Below are 18,521 nucleotides of genomic sequence, written 5' to 3'. Positions count from 1 at the left end.
ACAGTAGGCCGGTGCAGTTCCAGGGCCGGTAGATGGTGTAGCAGTTCCTTCGGGGCCCCGGTGCCATAGGCACCGGGGCCCCTCCACGCGTTTCACAGAGAGGTGCAATGACGGCAGAGACCCCGACCGGCCCGCTGGGCGGTCACCTGGACGACGACGACTACCCCGCCTACACGATGGGTCGGGCCGCCGAGATGCTCGGTACCACGCAGGGCTTCCTCCGCGCCATCGGCGAAGCCCGCCTCATCACACCGCTGCGCTCCGCGGGCGGGCACCGCCGCTACTCCCGCTACCAACTGCGGATCGCGGCCCGTGCCCGGGAGCTCGTCGACCAGGGCACGCCGATCGAGGCCGCCTGCCGCATCGTCATCCTCGAAGACCAGCTGGAAGAAGCGCAGCGCCTCAACGCCGAGTACCGCAACGCCGCGGCGCCGACGGATTCGCCGTCCGCGGACTGAGGAGGTACGTGGCCGCCCGGGTGTTGGCGTGAGTCGGGTCCGCGCCCTGACGGCCCTGCTCTCCCACCCCCGGGGTTCATTGCCCGGGAGCGGCCCGTTCCGTCTTGGACGGTTGTGAGGCGTCGGTGAGGTCGGCGTCGGTGGCGGCGTCGCGTCGGGAGTTGCCGCCGCCGCGGACGGCGTCGACGATCGCCCCGATGAGGGTGCGGGCGGCTCCCCGGGGAGGCAGTGCGCGGCTGCGGATGATCAGGCCGGACGGATTGAGGCTCTTGGCGTTTCGCTCCAGCATGCCGTCCGTCAGCATCACCAGCCGGTCGCCCGGCCGCAGGCCCGGCGACTGCAACCGTTAGGCGTTGGCCTGTGAGGCTTGGAGGCTGAGACCGAACGGCGGATCGACCTCGGGAACAATCTCCTGTACTTGCCCGTCGCGCATGCGCAGTGGTCAGGAGTGCCTCGCAGACGAACTCGGCCCGGCTGTCGCGCAGGCTGATGCGCAGCAGGCGAGCAGGCGAGCAGGCGTGTCGGCGGGTCGCAGTGCGCTCCATCCATCTCGTGGCAACCCTCGCCCGTACCGACGGACGACACCTCCACCTGCGCGGCGACGTCATGACGACGCGCGCCGCAGCCGGGGATGTGGCCCGCCACGGCAACACGCTCGGCTCGCCCCGACCGTCGCACAGGCAGGCCGGGCAGGCAGGCGGACCGACCTGCCGTTGGCCTCCACCGCCCCGCCCCGCCCCACCCGGCCCGGCAGCCGGCTCGAACCGATCCGCGGAGTGCCACGTCCGCAACCGTCCCGGCTCGGCGTCGCCCGCTCGGCACGCGCTCGTGCACCCATCGGGTGGACGGGATGCCGGTCCCGGCGGAGCCCCTCCCGTGGCGGGGGATACAAGGTTCGCAGGTGCGAGTACGGCGGGCGCATCCGGCAGCAGGGTGAACGGCGAACAGGGTTCAAGCACCACTTCACGACTCGGAGGACTCATGCACGCGAAGTCGGTTGCTCGACATCTCATCGCCTCGTCCCGGACCTCGCACATGCCTCGACCCACCGCCGCAGCCACCGTCGACGCGAACGTGGCCGCCGCCGTCACGAGCGAACTGGGGCGGCTGTGCGCCGAGTTTGTCGCGTACAGCCGCTCGCTCGACCCCACGTTCGCCACAGAGGTGGCCGAGCGGCTGGCCACCTTCACTCTCAACGGCGGCTCCCGGATCCGGCCCCGGTTCCTGTGGTGGGCCATGAGGGCCTGCGGCGGCACGGACACCCACGTGGCCGGGGCACTGCGCATCGCCGCCGCACTCGAACTCATTCAGAGCTGCGCCCTGGTCCACGATGACGTCATGGACCAGTCCGCGTTGCGCCGCGGCAGGCCGTCGTTCCACGCTCAGATCGCGCAGCAGTTCCAGTCGGGCGCGCCCCCGCGTGAACCGGACCCCTCGCCGTTCGCCCATTCGGTCGCGGCCCCCGCAGGACCGTTCGCGCATTCGGTCGCGGTCCTCGCCGGCGACCTCGCGCTGTCCTGGGCGGACGACCTTGTCGCCACCGTCGACCTTCTCCCGCCTGTTCGGGCGGACGTCCTGCGGATCTGGCGGGCCATGCGGACGGAGATGATCGCGGGTCAGTACCTCGACCTGCACGGCCAGGCGACATCCTCCCGCTCGGCCGTCCAGGCCATCCGCACCGTGTGCCTGAAGACAGCCCGCTACACCGTGGAACAGCCCGTGGCCCTGGGCGCGGCCCTCGCCGGCGCGGACGAGTCCACCACCCGCGCCCTGGCCGCGGCCGGCCGATGCGCGGGCATCGCCTTCCAACTGCGCGACGACCTCCTGGGAGTGTTCGGCGATCCGGAGGTGACCGGGAAGCCGTGCGGGGACGATCTGCGTTCCGGGAAGGCGACGTACCTTCTCGCGTTGGCCCACGCGCGAGCTCGCGCCACCGGCGCCACCGACGTTGTCGAGATCCTGCACGGCTGCCGGGGTAGCGGCCCCCTCTCGGGGACGGAACTGGCCCGGGTACGCGAGGCCCTCCGGTCGACCGGCGCACCGGCCCAAGTCGAACGGCGCATCGAACGTCTTGTGCGCGCCTCCGACCGCCACCTCACCGCCGCCCACCTGGAGGGCCCTGCCTTCCGGCACCTGGCCGACCTGTTGAGACAGGTCGCTTCCCCCCACCAGGACGCCACCGCCACACAACCGAACGACCTGCACGAAGGCATGTGATGAAGAGGATCACCGGGCCCACCGACCATGTGGTGGTTGTCGGCGCAGGACTCGCCGGCCTCTCCGCCACCCTGCATCTCCTCGGCGCCGGCCGGACCGTCACCCTCGTTGAACGCGACCCACTCCCCGGCGGCCGGGCCGGCCTCATCGAGCGCGACGGCTACCGTTTCGACACCGGCCCCACCGTGCTGACCATGCCGCACCTGCTGGAGGAAGCCTTCGCGGCAGTCGGCCGGAAGATGTCCGACCGTCTGACCCTGCACCCCCTCCACCCCGCCTACCACGCCCGGTTCGCCGACGGCAGCAGCCTGGACGTCCACACCGACGCCCAAGCCATGGAAGCGGAGATCGAACGCTTCGCCGGGGACCGCGACGTGGCCGGCTACCGGCGTCTGCGCCGGTGGCTGCACGACCTCTACCAGGCGCAGATGGGGCGCTTCATCGACACCAACTTCGACTCGCCCCTCTCCCTCCTGCACCCGGACCTGGCCCGCCTCGCCGCACTCGGCGGATTCGGTCGCCTCCAACCGGCGATCGGCCGGTTCATCACCGACGAGCGCCTCCAACGCCTCTTCTCCTTCCAAGCCCTCTACGCCGGCGTCCCGCCGGCCCGCGCGCTCGCCGCGTACGCCGTCATCGCCTACATGGACACGATCGCCGGCGTGTACTTCCCCGAGGGCGGCATGCACGCCGTCCCCGCCGCGCTGTCCGCGGCCGCCGCCGAAGCGGGCGCCACCCTCCACTACGGGCAGAGCGTCACGCACCTGGAACGCAGGGGCGACAGGATCACCGCCGTGGTCACCGACCGGCAGCGCATCGCCTGCGACGCGGTCGTCATGACTCCGGAGCTGCCCGTCTCCTACCGGCTGCTCGGCACCCACCCGCGCAGGCCGATCGCCCTGCGGCACTCCCCGTCGGCTGTCGTTCTGCACGTCGGCACCGATCGCACCTGGCCGGATCTGGCCCATCACACGATCTCCTTCGGGGCGGCCTGGAAGCAGACCTTCCACGAACTCACCCGCACCGGGCGGCTGATGAGCGACCCGTCCCTCCTCGTCACGCGGCCCACCGCCACCGACCCTGGCCTCGCCCCGCCCGGCAAGCACACCCACTACGTACTGGCGCCATGCCCCAACACCCGTCTCGGGCCCTCACCCGCCACCTGGAACGACCTCGGACCCCGCTACCGCGACACCCTGCTGCGCGAGCTGGAGCGCCGCGGCCTGACCGGCTTCACCGACGCCATCGACACCGAGGTCCTGGTCACCCCCGCCGACTGGACCGCCCAAGGCCACGCCGCCGGCACCCCGTTCTCCGTCGCCCACACCTTCCCCCAGACCGGACCCTTCCGCCCCCGCAATCTCGTTCGCGGCACCGCCAACGCCGTCCTCGCCGGCTGCGGCACCACCCCGGGCGTCGGCGTCCCCACCGTCCTGATCTCCGGCCGCCTCGCCGCCGCCCGCATCACCGGCCTGCCCGGCACCCGCCACCGCACCACACCAGGCACGCCCACCGCCAGGAAAGGCAGCACCGCATGACGCGACGCGAACTCGAGGCCGCCACCATCACCGACCCCGCCCTGCGCACGGCTTTCGAGGGATGCCGCCGCCTCAACGCACGACACGGCAAGACGTACTTCCTCGCCACCCGGCTGCTGCCCGCCTCCCGCCGTCCCGCCGTGCACGCCCTCTACGCCTTCGCCCGGCTCGCCGACGACATCGTCGACGACCTCGCCCCCGCCGAGCCCGGCGACCGCGCCCAACGGCTTCAAACCCTCTCGCACGACCTCCGCACGGCAATCAACGGCGGATCCGGCCGCCACCCCGTCGTGGCCGCCGTAGCCCACACCGCACACCGCTACCGCATCCCGCACAGCCACTTCGACGACTTCCTCACCTCCATGCGCAGCGACCTCACTGTCACCGACTACGGAACACTGGACGAGCTGCGCACCTACATGCACGGATCCGCGGCCGTCATCGGCTTGCAGATGCTGCCCGTGCTCGGCCACGTCACCGCCCGGGAGGAGGCCGCTCCGCACGCCGCCGCCCTCGGCGAGGCGTTCCAGCTCACCAACTTCATCCGCGACGTCGGTGAAGACCTCGACCGCGACCGCGTCTACCTGCCCGCCGACCTCCTGGCCGCCGAGGGCGTGGACCGCGAACTGCTGTACTGGAGCAGACGCACCGGGCGCGACGACCCGCGCATCACCCGCGCCCTGCGTTCCGCGACAGCCCTGACCCGACGTTTCTACGCGCGGGCCCGTCCGGGACTGGACATGCTCGCACCCGCGTCCCGGCCCTGCGTCCGCACCGCCTTCGTGCTCTACGGCGACATCCTCGACGCCGTCGCCCGCGACGGGTACGCCAGCGTCCACCGCCGCTCCGTGGTCCCCCCCATCCGCAGGGCGGTCGTCGCGGCGGCCGGACTGGCCAACATCGCCGCAAGCCGCCTCACCAGCCCCGCCCCCGCGATCCCCGCCGTCGTCGAAGAGCCGACCCGATGAGCCCGGCACCCCGACGGCGCATCCCGGTCAGGTTGCGTCGCGACCCGGTGTCCTGGCACCGCCAGGAACCGACCTGGCGGGACGCCTCACCCCGGCTCATCGCCGCCGCCCTCGAACGGGCGCGGGCCCGGCCATCCGGCAACTGGTACGTGATCGGTCCCAGCACCGCCGTCCGCACGGACGCCGGCTACGGAACCACGGTCGAAGGCACCGAGCTCGTCGCCTGGCGGACCGCCGACGGCGCCCTCGTCGCCGGCCCCGGCGCCTGCCCGCACCTGGGCGCGGCGCTGGCGCAGGCCCCGGTACGCTGCGGCACCCTGGTCTGCCCCTGGCACGGACTCGCCCTGGGCGGCGCTTCCTTCGCCGGCTGGAACCCCTACCCGGCCCACGACGACGGCATCCTCGCCTGGGCACGGCTCGACCCGCACGGCGGCGAAGAGCCCCTCGACACCCCCGCCGTGCCCCTGCGCCCGCCCGCCGCCGCCTCGCTGACCGCGGTCTACACGGACACCGGCGTCTGCGAGCCCGAGGACATCGTCGCCAACCGCCTCGACCCCTGGCACGGGGCGTGGTTCCACCCGTACTCCTTCGTCGACCTCACCGTCCTCGACGACGGCGCCGAGTCCGATGTCCTGACGGTGCAGGTCTCCTTCAAGGTGGCGCGGCGGATCGTCGTGCCCGTGACCGCGGAGTTCACCGCCCCCGGCCCCCGTACCGTCGTCATGCGCATCACGGACGGCGAAGGGGCGGGCTCCGTCGTCGAAACACATGCCACCCCGCTGGGAACCGACCGCGACGGCCGCCCCCGCACCCGCGTCACCGAAGCCGTGATCGCCACCTCCCACCGGCCCGGGTTCAAGCTCGCCCGTACCGCCGCCCCCCTGCTACGACCCCTCATGCGCCACGCCGCAGGCCGCCTGTGGCGCGACGACCTGGCTTACGCCGAACGACGCTGGGAACTGCGCAGCACCGGCCGCTTCCCCGGCTGACCCGACCCCATCGCCACCACCGCCGGGGCGCGGGGACGTTGGCGGCCTGGCAGCGCACAATCGGACCTGATCCTCACGGCACGCGTGACGCCCTGCGTCCCAGAGCCGCCAGCGCCCGGGCCGCGGCGGAACGGCCCCGATCCGGCACCGTCCACAGCGTCTCGCCCCGAACCCCCCAACGCTCCAGCAGGGCACTGGCCGCCAAGAAGCCGCTGGTGGCCGCCCGTTCCATCAGGGCGACGGGCAGACCCGTGCGCACCAGGTCCCCGGCGACCACCACCCGTGCGTCACCCGTGCGCACACCAGGCCGGTCCCGGTAGCCGCCGACCGTGAACAAGGGACAGTCCTCGCGCCACTCGTGCCGGACATCGACGATGCCGGCGCGCCCCGTCTCCGGGTACACCTCGCGCAACCGGCCCACCAGATCCTGCTCCACGTCCTGGCGCCGCCGCGACGGACCTACCGCATAGGCGTGCAGTTCCACCACCGAACCCCCGGTACGCAACGCCCACCGGTGGGCCTCGCCCTCCCACCGGTCCAGGACGCTCACGTTGTCGAGGCCGCCGAATCCACTGGTGCCCAGGAACCCGTGCCGATCGCCCGCGACGGGACGCGACAGCCACAGCCGCGACACCAGGAAGGGCGGCGCCGTCCGAAGCCGTGCGATCGAGGCCCGCCACGCCGGACCCACGAGCCGGGGCGAAGCGCCGACCACCGTCCTCAGCCCGGCGGTGTCCAGAGCCAGCACCACCGCGTCGTACTGTTCGACCGCCGCCGCTTCCGCGACGACCTCCACCCGCTCATAGCCTGCCGGGTGCACCTCCCGCACCGCCTCGCCCGCGCGGATGTCCACGCCGAGCCCACCCAGATACCCGGCCAGCGGGTCCCACAGGGCCTGCGGGAACGGTTCGCGTGGCACGTCGAACAGCAGCCCCTCGCTGGACCCGAGGAAGTAGATGTGGAACATCAACACCAACTCGGCCGCCGACAGGGTCGCCGGATCGGCGAAGAAGCTCCGCGAGAACACCTCGAACGCCAAGTGGTGTGCCGCCTCGGGAAACCGGATCGAGGCGAGGAACTCGGTGGCGCTCACCCCGTCCAGGGCTTCGTACACCCCGGGCACACCCACGTCCAGGAGGGGCAGAGCGGCCCGCGGATTCATCCATGCGAGGTCCCGCCAGCCGAAGGACGGGCTCTGCGCGACGAAGCCGAGCGCGCTCAGCGGAGGCGTGCGCGGCACCCGCGCGAAGCTGTCCTGCCCGCCGTCGCGGTGGCGCAGCGGATAGTCCGCCAACCCCGTCAGACCGTTGAGCCCGGGATCAGTACGGCGCAGCAGAGCCCGCAGGTTGTAGTACTGCCGGAAGAACGCGTGGAAGCCGCGGCTCATCGTCGCCTCCGACCCGTCCGCCAACCGCGTCCCCCACCCCGCCACCCGACCCCCGAGCTGGGCTTCCCGCTCGTACAAGGTGACGTGCACACCGCGCTCTGCGAGCACCGTGGCCGCCGACAGGCCGGCGATGCCCCCGCCCACCACGGCCACCCGCGGTCGGCCGGTCTCGACCTTCGCACGCCCGTCGCCGGCATCGAGACGCCGGGCCCGTCGGTCCCGCCCCGGGTAGGCCCCGCTCATGCCGCGACCCGTCCGACGAAGGTGTGGGTGATCCCCGTCTGCCACCCCGGCAGCGGCAACACCCGAACGTCCGTGAACCCGGCCGTGCGCATCCGTGCCGCGAACTTTGGCGCGGTGTCGAAGCCGAGGACACTGCGCCACAGGTGCTCGTACAGCCGCGCGTCCCCGCCCACACGGCCCAGCGGCATGATCACCGTCCGGCACACGGTCGTCCACAGCGCCCGATCCACCGGTTTGCCGCTGAGCGCGTACTCGTGCACGGCGATCCGTGCGCCCGGCGCCATCGCCGCGCGCACCGCGGACAGCGTCACGTCGGGATCCGGCACATTGCGAAAGAGGTAGGCGGCGAAGACGGCGTCGAACGGCCCCTCCACGCCCGCCTCCGCGAGCCGATCGGCCGACCCCCGCACGAAACGGACCGCGCCCGGCCACTCCTTGGCCGCAGCCCGCTCCAGCATGCCCTGCGAGGCGTCCACCGCGGTGATCCGAGCGCGCCCCGCGGTGGTCAACAGAGCGGCCGTCGAGGCGCCGGTACCGCACCCCAGGTCAAGGACACGGGCACCGCGACCCTCGTCGGGCAGACCCAGGCGACGGGCCGAGCGGCGCAGATGCCCGTGATAGCCGGGACTCGCCGAGACCAGCAGGTCGTAGCGTGCGGCGGCATGGTCGAAGGCGACCGCCAGGGCGTCCTCGCACAGAATTGACATGACAGCCTTTCAGCATCGATCGAAGACTCAGGCAGGGACGGAGCGGCGAAGCAGAGGCAGTTCCAGGAGCGATCGAGCCATGGGCAGCACGGGCGTGCGCAGACCGATGCGGAAGTCCTCCAGCGGAGAGGTCGCACCGTCCAGGAATCGCAGGACCCGATCGGCCGGTACAGCGGAGAAGAGATGGGTGAAGAAGGCCCCTCCGTCGACTCGGCCGGTGTCCAACGCGCGCAGCAACACCGCGTCCATCGCCCGCGCCCTGCGGCCGTGTACGGCGGGGACCCGGGCGGGGGAGCGGCCCGAGCGCACCGCTGCGGCGAGGTGACGACTCTGGCGCTGGATCGCGGCGAAGGTGTACCCGGTGGACGGCCGGGTCGCACCGCCGGCGGCTCCGATGAAGAAGACGCGACGGCCGCCGCGACGGGGGTAGACGCCGTCGCTCATGGGGATGGCCCCTTGCTCCCGCTCCTGCACGGTGAAGTCGCCCAGCCCCAGGACCACCGAGCAGTAGTGGCGCAGAGCCTGCTCGTACCCCGCCCTGTCCAACGCCGCCCGGGAGAACTGCGTGTATTCGACCAGCGCTTCGTACCGGCTCATGGGCAGGACGTAGCCGAAGGCGAGGCCGCCGGGCGGCTGGGGGAGCCGGAAGTCCATCAAGATCGCCGCGCCAGGATCGAACACCGGCCGGGCCGTCCGCACGAACCAGCCCTGGAAATGCTGAAGCAACGCGGTCCGGGCCGGAGGCAGCCGCCCCGGCGGCCGGGAATCGAAAACCAACCCCGACCGGATCACCGACGGCGCCCCCGACGCGTCATGACCGTGCACCACGGCCCCGCCACCCGCGTCGCGCGCCGACGTCACGGCCATCTGCCGTACCTCGACACCCCACCGGCCGAGCCGCTCCACCATGGCCGCCTCGAACCGATCCGACCTCAGCATCTTGTACCGCATGGCCCCCAGCGGGCGGTCGATCACCGTCCCGTCCGGGGCGTAGAGACGCAGCCGGTTCCAACTCGCCGCCAGCAACCCGTCGTACGGGCCCACGCCCGACTCCCAGTAGCACCAGGTCCGTCCGGACGAACGCAGCGGCCCGGGCGGCGCCTCGACCACGGCCACGCGCGGTGCGCGCCGGCCGGCGGGAAAGGGCTCCGCGATGCCGACGGCGAGGGACAACCCGGCCGCCCCCGCCCCGACCACGGTCACGTCAGTGTCCCAGCCCACCTCTCGACCTCCTGCTCCTCGTCCCTCTTCCCCACCGGGCAACCCGGCGGATGCAGTAAACCGCTCCCGGAGGGCCGGCCCCGCAGGGCACGGGTGCGCACACGCGCGGACCATCCCCGTGGCCCCTGGACCCACCCCTTCTGCGCGGTCGAGACGACCACGCGCGGGCCGGGCCTCATGCCCACCAGCCTGCCGGTGCCCACTCAGTCCAGAACATCGTCTTGGTCCACGGCTCTACAGTCCGGGGGGCATCCCTGAAGCTCTGTGACAGTTCGCCCAGCGAAGTGTGAACTGACGCGAAGCACGACTGCGACACCTTCCCCTGGCTCTGTCGAGAGGGCGTCCGTCGAACACTGTCGATCAACGTGGCGGTACTGCTGGTGGTCATCGTCGTACTGCGGCTGCGCCGGCGTACCGAAGCCCGGAGCCGGTTCGACGAGAAGATGACCGTGTTCATTGTCTTGGCATTGGGCATCGTGCTCGCGCCCACCGAAGTGGGTCAGGGCATCGCCCACTTCCTCGGTCAACTCGTCGGCGGCGTCTCCAAGGCCAACCAGTGACCGTGACCTCGCCGCGACGGCTTCTCCTGCCTGGCCGGCGGTACTCTGCGACTTCACCTCGGGCTGCCGTCTCGTGCCCGGCGAGGATCCGGTGAGCGGGCGTCGACGCCCGGCCAGGCGCTCCGGCCGGCGGCCCCGGCGTCGGAAGAACCAGGGCTTTGAGCAGGTGGCTCTCGCGGTACTCGCGGCCGTGGTCGCGTTCAGCCTGGCCACCACCGTACTGCGCCGGCTGGCAGCCCACCCCTGGACCGTGGTCTCCGTACTGTCGATGGCCGCCGCCGGGACCGGCGCTTGGGCGTGGCGGCGCAGGGAGGCGGTACGTTGGGACCAGGTTCGGGCGAGCGGTCTGCGTTACGCGCTCGCCCAGCTCGACGGCCTTCACCACCGGGCGTTCGAGTACGCGGTACGGGACCTCATGCGGCGCGACGGATGTGCCGACGCGCAGCAAGTCGGCGGCCGTGGTGACAACGGCGCCGATGTCATAGCGACCGATCCCTACGGACGCCGCTGGGTCCTTCAGTGCAAGCACAAGAGAGACGGCTGGTCGGGCAAACCCGTTGGTACCCCCGACCTCCACGTGCTCAACGGCACCGGCCGCCAGGTCCACCACGGCGATGTCCTGGTCATGCTCACCAACGGGCGCATCACCGCCAACGCCGCCGACTTCGCGAAGTCCCAACGTCTTCACCTGGTCGACCGCCACCTCCTCGCCGAATGGGCCGCCGGATCCCGCCCCCTGTGGGACTACTTGCGCGCCCTCCCTCCAGCCGGCCGCCGGGCCGGGCTCTGAATCGCGGGCGACCAGGGCATGCCGCCGACGCCGGGGACGCGTCAAGTCGAGCAGCGCATTGGGGTCATTGGGCAACCAGCCGGCGTTGCGCTGGGTCGAGGGGCCCGACCCCCTGATCTGAGCCAAGGGTGTCGCGCTCGCTCTGATGCGGTGGGCGCGCACGGATGGCGCCGCCTCCGCCACGGCTGGCGGCGCAGCGGTGATAGGAGGGGAGGCCCGATGACCTCCGACCCCGCCGGTGCGGAAGACATCGTCTCCCTCACCTTTCCTTGAGGCATGGCGGCTCCGCGAGCCCCTAGACGGCATCGCCAGCCACGGAACCTGGCTGCTCGGGGTCGCCACCAACGTCATGCGCAGCACCCGGAGGACCGCCCGACGCCACCGCGAGGCAATGCAGTGAGGATACGATCCGGCTGGTCGGTCGGAAGAAGCGCGCCACCCGGGTAGCGCGCCGTGTGGCCGGCGCCTGTGCGGTAATGACCCCTGCCGCAAACCGTCTGAGAAGCCGAGGTGTCGGTCTGGGCCGAGGCAGGGCGATGCCCGCAAGGGTGGTGCCCAGGACCACCATCAACCGCGCCAGGCCCAGCATGGCCAGGATGCGGCCACGACGTGGCGCGGACGCGCCGACGAGTGCGAAGGCCGCGGCGGATGCGGTGTTCATGGCGAACACCAAGTCAGTGAGGAGCCACCGCGGTTCAGGGGCGGCGGGCGATCCAGGTGGTGCGGGTCGTGTGCACGCGCAGGTCCTCGCGGTGCGCGATGCTCTGCGGCTGGCTTTCGTCCAGCAGGGCGTCCAAGGCGGCCAGGTCATCCGCGTCCAAGACGTCAGTGGCGTGGGAGCGCAGCTTGGCCAGGCAGATCTGGGCGTAGGCGTTCAGGGACGGCCCCGCTTGTGCGTGGTCGAGTCGGATCTCGTAGGGACGCCGCTCCTCGACGGTGAATCCGGCGTCCGTCAGGGAGCCGGCCCATTCGTGGGGCGGCTGGGTGTTCGTGACGGCGTGCAGGCGGGCCTCGAGGCCGGGCCGGCCGAAGCCGGTGTCCTCGGGCAGGAACAGGGGGAAGAAGTCCATCTCGGTGACGGCGATGAGCCCGCTCGGGCGGAGCTGCTCGAAGGCCCGGGTGAAGGTGCGGGCGGGGTCGGCCACGTGGTGGAGGAACGCGGCGGCCCAGATCAGGTCGTACGGTCCGCGCTCACTGATCTCGGTCCACGGTTCGTCGAGGTTCGTTTCCAGGGTGGTGACTCGCTCGGCGACTCCGTGTGCGGCGGCCCGCTCGTGCAGGCGGTGCAGCATCTGCGGGGAGATGTCCGCCCCTGTCACATGCGCCGATGGGAACTGGCGGGCGAGGGCGAGGCTGCCGGTGCCGGGGCCACTGCCCAGGTCCAGGATCCGGGCCGGGGCGGAACTCGTGAGCTCCGCGAGCCGGCCCGTCAGTTCGGCGATGTAGGAAGCGAGGACTTCGGCGTCCAGTTCCAGCAACCGCGCCATCGCGATGTCGGAGCCGGTCGCGCTCGCGTGTCCCATACGGCCGTCAGTGCCGGCATGTCGTGTGTTCATGCTGCGACGGTAAGACGACCACTGCCCGCATGTCTTAGGCTCTTGCCGGTGGAGCAAGAAGCGACATTGGACGCCACCATCAGGATGCGGATCAGGTCCTTGCGCAAGGCGCGCGGCTGGTCGCTGGACAACCTCGCCGAGCGTGCGGGCATCAGCCCGTCGCAGCTCAGCCGCATCGAGACCGGGCATCGCCGCATCAGCCTCGACCAGCTCACCGCCATCTCCGCAGCGATGGGCAAGTCCCTCGACGAGCTCGTCGAGTCCCCGGATGACTCGGACGTCGTCATCCGACCCGACCGCGACGAGGCCCGCGGTCTGACCACCTGGCTCCTCACCAAGGACGACGGACCCCAGGGACTGACCGTCGCCAAGATGCGCGTCACCGACCAGGCGGGCAGCGTCATCCCCGACGACTTGGGCGTCCATCCCGGCAGGGACTGGTTCACATTGCTGTCCGGCACCGTCGTCCTGTACCTCGGCGAACGCGTCATTCGCGTCGAGACCGGTCAGGCCGCCTCGTTCTCCACCATGACCCCGCACGCCATCCGCAGCGACCGCGGTCCCGCCGAGATCCTGCTCATCCTCGACCACAACGGCGAGCGCAACCATCTCCACACCTGAGCACGACCTCACCGGCTACGGCCGCCTCCAGCTTGTCGTCAGAGATGGAGGCGGCCGTAGCCCGTGGGGTGGAGGGTGACCACGACGCGTTCCGAAGGCGCCGCGCTTCGACGGCAGTTGTACGGCTTTCCCTCCGACCCGGCGTGCTCATGCTTGGGTCAGATGCGGTGGACCGTGTGCAGCTTCTTCGCGTAGGTGCCGGGTCCGTCGAGAAGTGAAGCGCCTCCCAGGTCGGACATGGTGGGGCCGTTGCCGGTTTTGCGGCTGGAGAGGAAGCGTCGCTTGCCGGTGGTGTCGAGGCCGAGGTAGATGCCGACGTGGTCCACGGTGATCGTCACGGTGTCGTCGCCCGAGTCGGCGTTGAACAGGAGTAGGTCTCCGGGCTGCAGTTGCTGTGCGGCGGGCGGGTTCGTGCCGTCGGTCTGGTCGATCCGGGTGCCGGGGGCGTAGTCCACCATGTGGCGGGACTTGCGGGGTATGCGGGTCTTCGAGGTGTCCTCGCCGGCGGCCATGGGCACGCCCATGTGATAGCCGTAGACCATGCGTGTGTAACCCGAGCAGTCGAGGTTGGCGACCTGCTTGCTCGAAGGCCCCGTTCGGGTGCCGTCGGGGAAGGTCCAGCCGAGGTTCATGTACTCGTGGAAGTCCGCGCCCTCGTAGCGGTATCCCTGCGGATCCAGGTAGCCGTAGCCGGCCTTGCCCATGACCTGTTTGCCCGTTGCGGGGGTGGCAGCGGTGGTGACCGCGGGCGCTCCCGCGAGGAACGCGGCCGCGTGGGCCAGAACGTCGGGGGTGGGGGAACCGGCCCAGCCTCGGACGATCTGTTCCAAGGCAGGGGTCCATGTCCCGTCGAAGGGCGCGGGGAGGACTCGTACCCAGGTGTCGTGGGTGACAGTCGGCGGTTGCTGCCACGTCGCCGCGTCGACCTGGAAGCGGCTTACCACCAGCTTGACGGGCAGGTTCGTACAGCCCTGGTTGGCCAGCGCCCGCAGGCCTACTCGTCCCTTGGAGAAGGTGGAGTCCGTGACGTCCGCGGCCCAACCGGTGGGCTCGGTGGTGTCCGTGCGCCAGGCCTTGGCCTGGATGCGGGCGCCCTCGCGGCGTACGCGGATCGTCCAGTTCGTGCCCGCCGGAACCGCGGTGGCGAGGGGGGTGGCCGTGGCCAGTTGGGTGACCGTGTCCGTGACCTCCTTCTCGACGCGGAGTTCGACCGTACCCGAGGTCAGGAAGGACAGCCTGGCCCGGTAGTTGTTGTGGGTGTCCTGGTAGCCGAAGGACAGGGCGTACGAGCAGGCCTGGCCGGTCGGTACTTTGTCGAACCGCGCGACCGCGCGGACGTCGACGTCGGTGATCTCGTCGTCCCGGAGGGTGGCGTGCCGGCTCGCGTAGTCGGTGGTGAGCGTGATGGTGGCGCTGCCGGGAACCACCGAGTAGTCGGTGTCGGCGGGGCCCAGGGTGGACCAGCTGCCGCCGGCGGGCGACGTCCCCCAGTACGTGCGATCCGGGACCGGGAGCGCTTGGTCAGGGAGGGTGCGCTGGAAGTCGTCGGCGAAGGGCTGCTTGTTCTCGCTGAAGGTGCGCTGGGGGCCCGTCAGGATGACCGTGCGTGCGCCCTTGGTCAGGATGGCCACGCGTTGGGAGCCGGCGGTGACCTCCAGACGCTCCGGTGCGCCCGGCAGCACGCTTGTGGTGAAGGAGGCGAGGGAGACTCGCGTGAAGTAGGTGGGATCCAGTGCGCCGATCGTGACGGAGGACCGGGGCGAGGTGAGCGACCCGGGAGCCGCCGCTGCGGCCACGGCCGAGTTTGTGCGGGAGGGAGCGGTCGCAACCGAGGTTCTGGGCGAGGCTGCGGCGCTCAAGGTGCCGAGTGGCACGGAGGCGGCCGCAGTTGCGAAGACGGCAAGGACATTGCGTCGAGACGTATGTGACATGCGGTAATGATCCACTTGGTGTGTGCCTCAGAGGGCGTTGCCCCCCGCCGCGCATAGCCGGCCGGTGGTGTCCCGGCCGGCCCAGCCGGTGGCCATCTCGCGGTAGGAGGCGAAGCTGGATCCGGTGCAGCCGGAGAACGCGCGGAAACCGTCCGCGTATTGCGTATCGGGGGTGGCGCGGGCCGGCATCCCCGGGACGGTGGCGGCGACGCGCCGACCGGACGGCCACGCACCCGAGACAGGAGGCCGGACGCGCTCTCGCCCCGGCAGAACTCGGCGAGTCTGCCGGGGCGAGGCGGATCACGGCGGTTCCCGTGCGGTCGTCGGGTCGGAGACCCTGCCCCCGACGACCGCACGACGGCGCAGAACGTCGCGGTCAGGAGGGGTCAGGAGGAGGATCGGGTCAGCGGACCTCGGTGACCCGGTGCTCCTTGCGCGCGCCACAGTTGGAGTTGTACACCTGCACGTGCACGTTGCTGATGCCCCCGCCCCAGTCGACGCAGTGGCCCTTGCCGTACACGTAGGCCGGACCCGCGTACGACGTGTACCGGCCGTAGTCCTCGCCCCGCTCCCAGGTGTCGGTGACTTCGATCCAGAGGGCCATGTCCACGGCCGCACCCGGGTTGTTGCGGATGGTCGCGACGCAGTTCTTGCCGTTGGAGGCGTTGTACGTCAGGTAGACGGTGCCCAGCGAGCCGATGGCGGCCGAGTTCACGGTCTTGTAGGCGCTTCCACAGACCTTCTGCGGCGTGGTGTTGGGCGCGGCGGAGGCGGGCGCCGCCAGCGCGGTCGTGGCCCCCAGAGCCAGGGCGGCGAATGCGGTGGTGGTCATGACGGAACGGGTGAATTTCATGTTTCCCCCTGGTGGTCATCGGAGTTGCTCGCTCCTGCATGGTGGGACATGCAGGACGGCCGAACGGTTCCGCGTCGTCTGCAGAAGATGCGACCGGTGCAGCCGTTCTTGTCGTCGCTGCGCCTGATGGCTCTGACTGTCGCGTTACGTCGGGGCCCGTGTCGCAATGCGGGCACGCGATCTTGGCGTGACTACTGCCGGACCAGCGGCCGCTGTTAGCCTGCCGTCCATGATCAAGGGCGGCCTGACCGGCCGAATAGGTCGGATGGCGGGGGACAGCAGGCCGGAGCGCGTGCTGATCGCCGCCAGTTTCACCAACCGGGTCGGCAACGGTCTGTTCAACGCGGCGTCGGCGCTCTATTTCACCTCGGTCGTGGGCCTGCCCGCGGCGCAGGTCGGCGCCGCGCTCACCATCGCCGGAGTGATCGGCTTGTCCGCGGGGATACCCGGAGGGCATCTCGCCGACCGGCGCGGCGCGCGCACGATCATGATGCCGGCCCTCGCGGTCCAGGCGATGTCGATGGCGGCCCTCGTCCTCGTCGAGAGCTGGGCCGCGCTCACGATCATCGCGACGGTCGACCAGATCGCCGCGGCGGTTGGTGGGGCGGCCTGGGGCGCTCTGGTGGTCCGGGTCGGGGGTGATCGCCCGGCCCTGTTCCGGGCGAAGCTGCGCACCTTCGTCAACCTGGGCGTCATTCTCGGAACGGTGGGTGCCGGGCTGGCGCTGGCCGCGGACACCCGTGGCGCCTATCTCACGTTGATCCTCGGCAACGCGGCGAGCTTCGCCCTGTGCGCGGTGCTTCTGCTCCTGCTGCCCCGCTATCCGGTGCCGGCCGCCCCGCCGCAGCAGCGTCGCCAACTCGCCTTCACGGACCGCCCGTTCCTGACGTTCACCGCCCTCTACGGGGCCATGGGGCTGCAATACCCGGTGGTCTCCCTGCTCCTGCCGATCTGGATCTCCGAACACACCGAAGCGCCGCGCTGGACGGTGGCGGCACTGTTCGCGATCAATGCCGCGTTCTGCGTACTGATGCAGACCAGGATCGGCTCCCGTATCGAAACCCCGCACGACGGCGGCAGGGCGTTTCGCACCGCGGGGCTGCTCTTCCTCGTCAGCTGCCCGATGATGGCACTGGCTGCGTACACCCCGGTCTGGGCGGCAGCGGGACTGGTCCTGGCGGCGATCTTCGTCCATAGCCTGGGAGAGGTCTGGGAGTCCTCGGCGGGCTTCGCCCTGGGCTTCGGTCTCGCCCCCGACCATGCCCAGGGCCAGTACCAAGGTCTCCTGGGCCTCGGCTTCAACGCGGGCCAGGCTCTCGCCCCCGCGATCCTCACCACCGTGGTGCTCGGCCTCGGCACGACCGGCTGGCTGCTGCTGGCGTTGTTCTTCGCGGCGCTGGGCGCTGCCGGCCCATCCCTTGCCCGCTGGGGCATGCGGACCCGGCCGCAGCAGGGTATGACCGCGGAAGTGACGGGATGACCAGGTAGTACCGCGCCCCTCCGGCGAGTTCATCGCGCGGCGCGCGAAATCGACCACTGTGTCCGGGATCTCGTCCAGCGAGGGCGATGGGGTCCGGCCTGGAACTCCACCTGCGCGTGACGTCGCCGAGGACCACCCTCGTGATGGTGCCGGGCATCGCGTCGCGCGCCGAGGTCGTGGCCCCTTCCTGTTCCCGGATCGCAGGTCTACCCAGGTCAGGTGAGGATCTGGACGGCGTAGAGGGTGCCGACCCCGGCGGCGAGGCTGCCGAGGAGGAGCCGCAGGAGGCTCTCGGGGAGGTGGGGCTGGAGGCGGGCGCCGAGGTAGCCGCCGCCCAGGCCGCCCAGACCGCAGCAGATGCCGAGGTACCAGTCGGGTGCGATGGCGCCGCTGTGGGCCAGGGAGAGCAGGGCGAAGGTGGCGGCGCCGACGATGGAGGTGGCGAACGTCGCGGCGAGGGCGGCAGGGGCGACGCGGGAGACCGGGATGCCGCGGCCGGCCAGGACCGGGCTGATCAAGGAGCCGCCGCCGATGCCGTAGATCCCGCCGACGACTCCGACCGTCAGGGCGAGCGCGCTGAGCGCACATGGGGACGGCTCCCGGACGGGCCCGGTGCTCGCCGGGCGCAGGGTGCGGGCGCACAGCCACAGGCCCAGGGGCAGGAGGAGGGCGGCGATCAGGAGGCGGAAGACGGTCGGGCCGGGGAGGGCGAAGACCCGGATGACGGCTCCGGCCACGACGCCGGGAAGGGTTCCGGCAAGGAGGCGGCGGGTGAGGGGGGACCACAGGCGGCCGGTGCGGTGATGGCGCCACAGCGCGCCGGGGCCCGCGATCACGTTGTAGAGCAGGTTGGTGGGGGTGACCGCCGGGTTGGGCACCCCGAACAGGCTGAGCTGGACCGGCAGGAGGAACACCGCTCCCGATACCCCGACGGGTGCGGTGACCACCGCGATCAGCAGTCCTGCCGCCAGTCCACCGAGTCCGAGCCACCAGTCCACCACT

The 18,521-nt window shown here is 71.4% G+C and carries 17 protein-coding genes; 9 read left to right on the top strand and 8 right to left on the bottom strand.

What is annotated here, in order from left to right; all coding sequences use genetic code 11:
* The first annotated feature begins 107 nt into the window (after positions 1-107).
* Positions 108-458 carry a MerR family transcriptional regulator gene (locus tag ACIRO3_RS23640; protein ID WP_404139841.1) on the top strand — a complete coding sequence of 117 codons (351 nt, stop codon included), beginning with the start codon at positions 108-110 and terminating at the stop codon, positions 456-458.
* A 76-nt stretch (positions 459-534) separates the two neighbouring features.
* Here the strand turns inward: ACIRO3_RS23640 and ACIRO3_RS23635 are convergent, their stop codons facing one another.
* Positions 535-801 (bottom strand): hypothetical protein, encoded by a 267-nt coding sequence (locus tag ACIRO3_RS23635; RefSeq protein WP_404139838.1) that lies wholly within the window; start codon positions 799-801, stop codon positions 535-537.
* Between the two features lie 692 nt (positions 802-1,493).
* Here ACIRO3_RS23635 and ACIRO3_RS23630 point away from each other — a divergent pair.
* From ACIRO3_RS23630 to ACIRO3_RS23615, 4 genes are read left to right on the top strand one after another with little or no spacing between them, the layout of a single operon-like run.
* Positions 1,494-2,675, top strand: coding sequence for a polyprenyl synthetase family protein (locus ACIRO3_RS23630; protein WP_404139835.1), 1,182 nt, complete (start codon positions 1,494-1,496; stop codon positions 2,673-2,675).
* Positions 2,675-4,213: a phytoene desaturase gene (locus tag ACIRO3_RS23625; protein ID WP_404139832.1), complete on the top strand. Its 1,539-nt coding sequence runs from the start codon at positions 2,675-2,677 to the stop codon at positions 4,211-4,213. Before ACIRO3_RS23630 ends, ACIRO3_RS23625 begins: the two co-directional genes overlap by 1 nt.
* On the top strand, positions 4,210-5,181 hold the full coding sequence (locus ACIRO3_RS23620; protein ID WP_404139829.1) for a phytoene/squalene synthase family protein: 972 nt from the start codon (positions 4,210-4,212) through the stop codon (positions 5,179-5,181). Before ACIRO3_RS23625 ends, ACIRO3_RS23620 begins: the two co-directional genes overlap by 4 nt.
* Positions 5,178-6,170, top strand: coding sequence for a DUF5914 domain-containing protein (locus ACIRO3_RS23615; protein WP_404139826.1), 993 nt, complete (start codon positions 5,178-5,180; stop codon positions 6,168-6,170). Before ACIRO3_RS23620 ends, ACIRO3_RS23615 begins: the two co-directional genes overlap by 4 nt.
* 73 nt (positions 6,171-6,243) lie before the next feature.
* Here the strand turns inward: ACIRO3_RS23615 and ACIRO3_RS23610 are convergent, their stop codons facing one another.
* The 3 genes from ACIRO3_RS23610 to ACIRO3_RS23600 are packed head-to-tail and all read right to left on the bottom strand — an operon-like array spanning position 6,244 to position 9,728.
* A complete protein-coding gene (locus ACIRO3_RS23610) occupies positions 6,244-7,800 on the bottom strand; it encodes an FAD-dependent oxidoreductase (protein ID WP_404139823.1) in 1,557 nt (518 codons plus the stop codon).
* Positions 7,797-8,507 carry a class I SAM-dependent methyltransferase gene (locus tag ACIRO3_RS23605; protein ID WP_404139820.1) on the bottom strand — a complete coding sequence of 237 codons (711 nt, stop codon included), beginning with the start codon at positions 8,505-8,507 and terminating at the stop codon, positions 7,797-7,799. The genes ACIRO3_RS23610 and ACIRO3_RS23605 overlap by 4 nt, the downstream gene beginning before the upstream one ends.
* A 27-nt stretch (positions 8,508-8,534) precedes the next feature.
* Entirely contained in the window at positions 8,535-9,728 is a 1,194-nt protein-coding gene (locus tag ACIRO3_RS23600) for a lycopene cyclase family protein (protein ID WP_404139817.1), read from the bottom strand.
* Positions 9,729-10,093: 365 nt separating this feature from the next.
* On the opposite strand from ACIRO3_RS23600, the gene ACIRO3_RS23595 reads away from it, so the two are divergent.
* Entirely contained in the window at positions 10,094-10,288 is a 195-nt protein-coding gene (locus ACIRO3_RS23595) for a hypothetical protein (protein WP_404139814.1), read from the top strand.
* A 91-nt stretch (positions 10,289-10,379) separates the two neighbouring features.
* Positions 10,380-11,078, top strand: a complete 699-nt coding sequence (locus ACIRO3_RS23590) for a restriction endonuclease (protein ID WP_404139812.1) — start codon at positions 10,380-10,382, stop codon at positions 11,076-11,078.
* A gap of 695 nt (positions 11,079-11,773) precedes the next feature.
* On the opposite strand, the gene ACIRO3_RS23585 is transcribed toward ACIRO3_RS23590, so the two are convergent.
* Positions 11,774-12,634 carry a class I SAM-dependent methyltransferase gene (locus tag ACIRO3_RS23585; protein WP_404139809.1) on the bottom strand — a complete coding sequence of 287 codons (861 nt, stop codon included), beginning with the start codon at positions 12,632-12,634 and terminating at the stop codon, positions 11,774-11,776.
* 84 nt (positions 12,635-12,718) lie between these two features.
* Between ACIRO3_RS23585 and ACIRO3_RS23580 the strand changes: the two genes are divergently transcribed.
* Positions 12,719-13,255: a helix-turn-helix domain-containing protein gene (locus tag ACIRO3_RS23580; protein ID WP_404140288.1), complete on the top strand. Its 537-nt coding sequence runs from the start codon at positions 12,719-12,721 to the stop codon at positions 13,253-13,255.
* A 158-nt stretch (positions 13,256-13,413) separates the two neighbouring features.
* On the opposite strand, the gene ACIRO3_RS23575 is transcribed toward ACIRO3_RS23580, so the two are convergent.
* The gene (locus tag ACIRO3_RS23575) at positions 13,414-15,051 is read right to left on the bottom strand and encodes an NlpC/P60 family protein (RefSeq protein WP_404139806.1); all 1,638 of its coding nucleotides are present in this window, start codon (positions 15,049-15,051) and stop codon (positions 13,414-13,416) included.
* 538 nt (positions 15,052-15,589) lie between these two features.
* Positions 15,590-16,039, bottom strand: a complete 450-nt coding sequence (locus tag ACIRO3_RS23570) for a spore-associated protein (RefSeq protein WP_361772215.1) — start codon at positions 16,037-16,039, stop codon at positions 15,590-15,592.
* 292 nt (positions 16,040-16,331) lie between these two features.
* On the opposite strand from ACIRO3_RS23570, the gene ACIRO3_RS23565 reads away from it, so the two are divergent.
* Positions 16,332-17,519 (top strand): MFS transporter, encoded by a 1,188-nt coding sequence (locus tag ACIRO3_RS23565; RefSeq protein ID WP_404139803.1) that lies wholly within the window; start codon positions 16,332-16,334, stop codon positions 17,517-17,519.
* A 215-nt stretch (positions 17,520-17,734) separates the two neighbouring features.
* On the opposite strand, the gene ACIRO3_RS23560 is transcribed toward ACIRO3_RS23565, so the two are convergent.
* Positions 17,735-18,517 carry a TSUP family transporter gene (locus tag ACIRO3_RS23560; RefSeq protein ID WP_404139800.1) on the bottom strand — a complete coding sequence of 261 codons (783 nt, stop codon included), beginning with the start codon at positions 18,515-18,517 and terminating at the stop codon, positions 17,735-17,737.
* Positions 18,518-18,521: the final 4 nt, after the last annotated feature.

Source organism: Streptomyces sp. NPDC102278, from assembly GCF_044766345.1.
In the GTDB taxonomy this organism is placed as follows: domain Bacteria; phylum Actinomycetota; class Actinomycetes; order Streptomycetales; family Streptomycetaceae; genus Streptomyces.
Note: the sequence above shows the minus strand (reverse complement) of the source record. Positions and strands in the feature narration are given on the sequence as shown.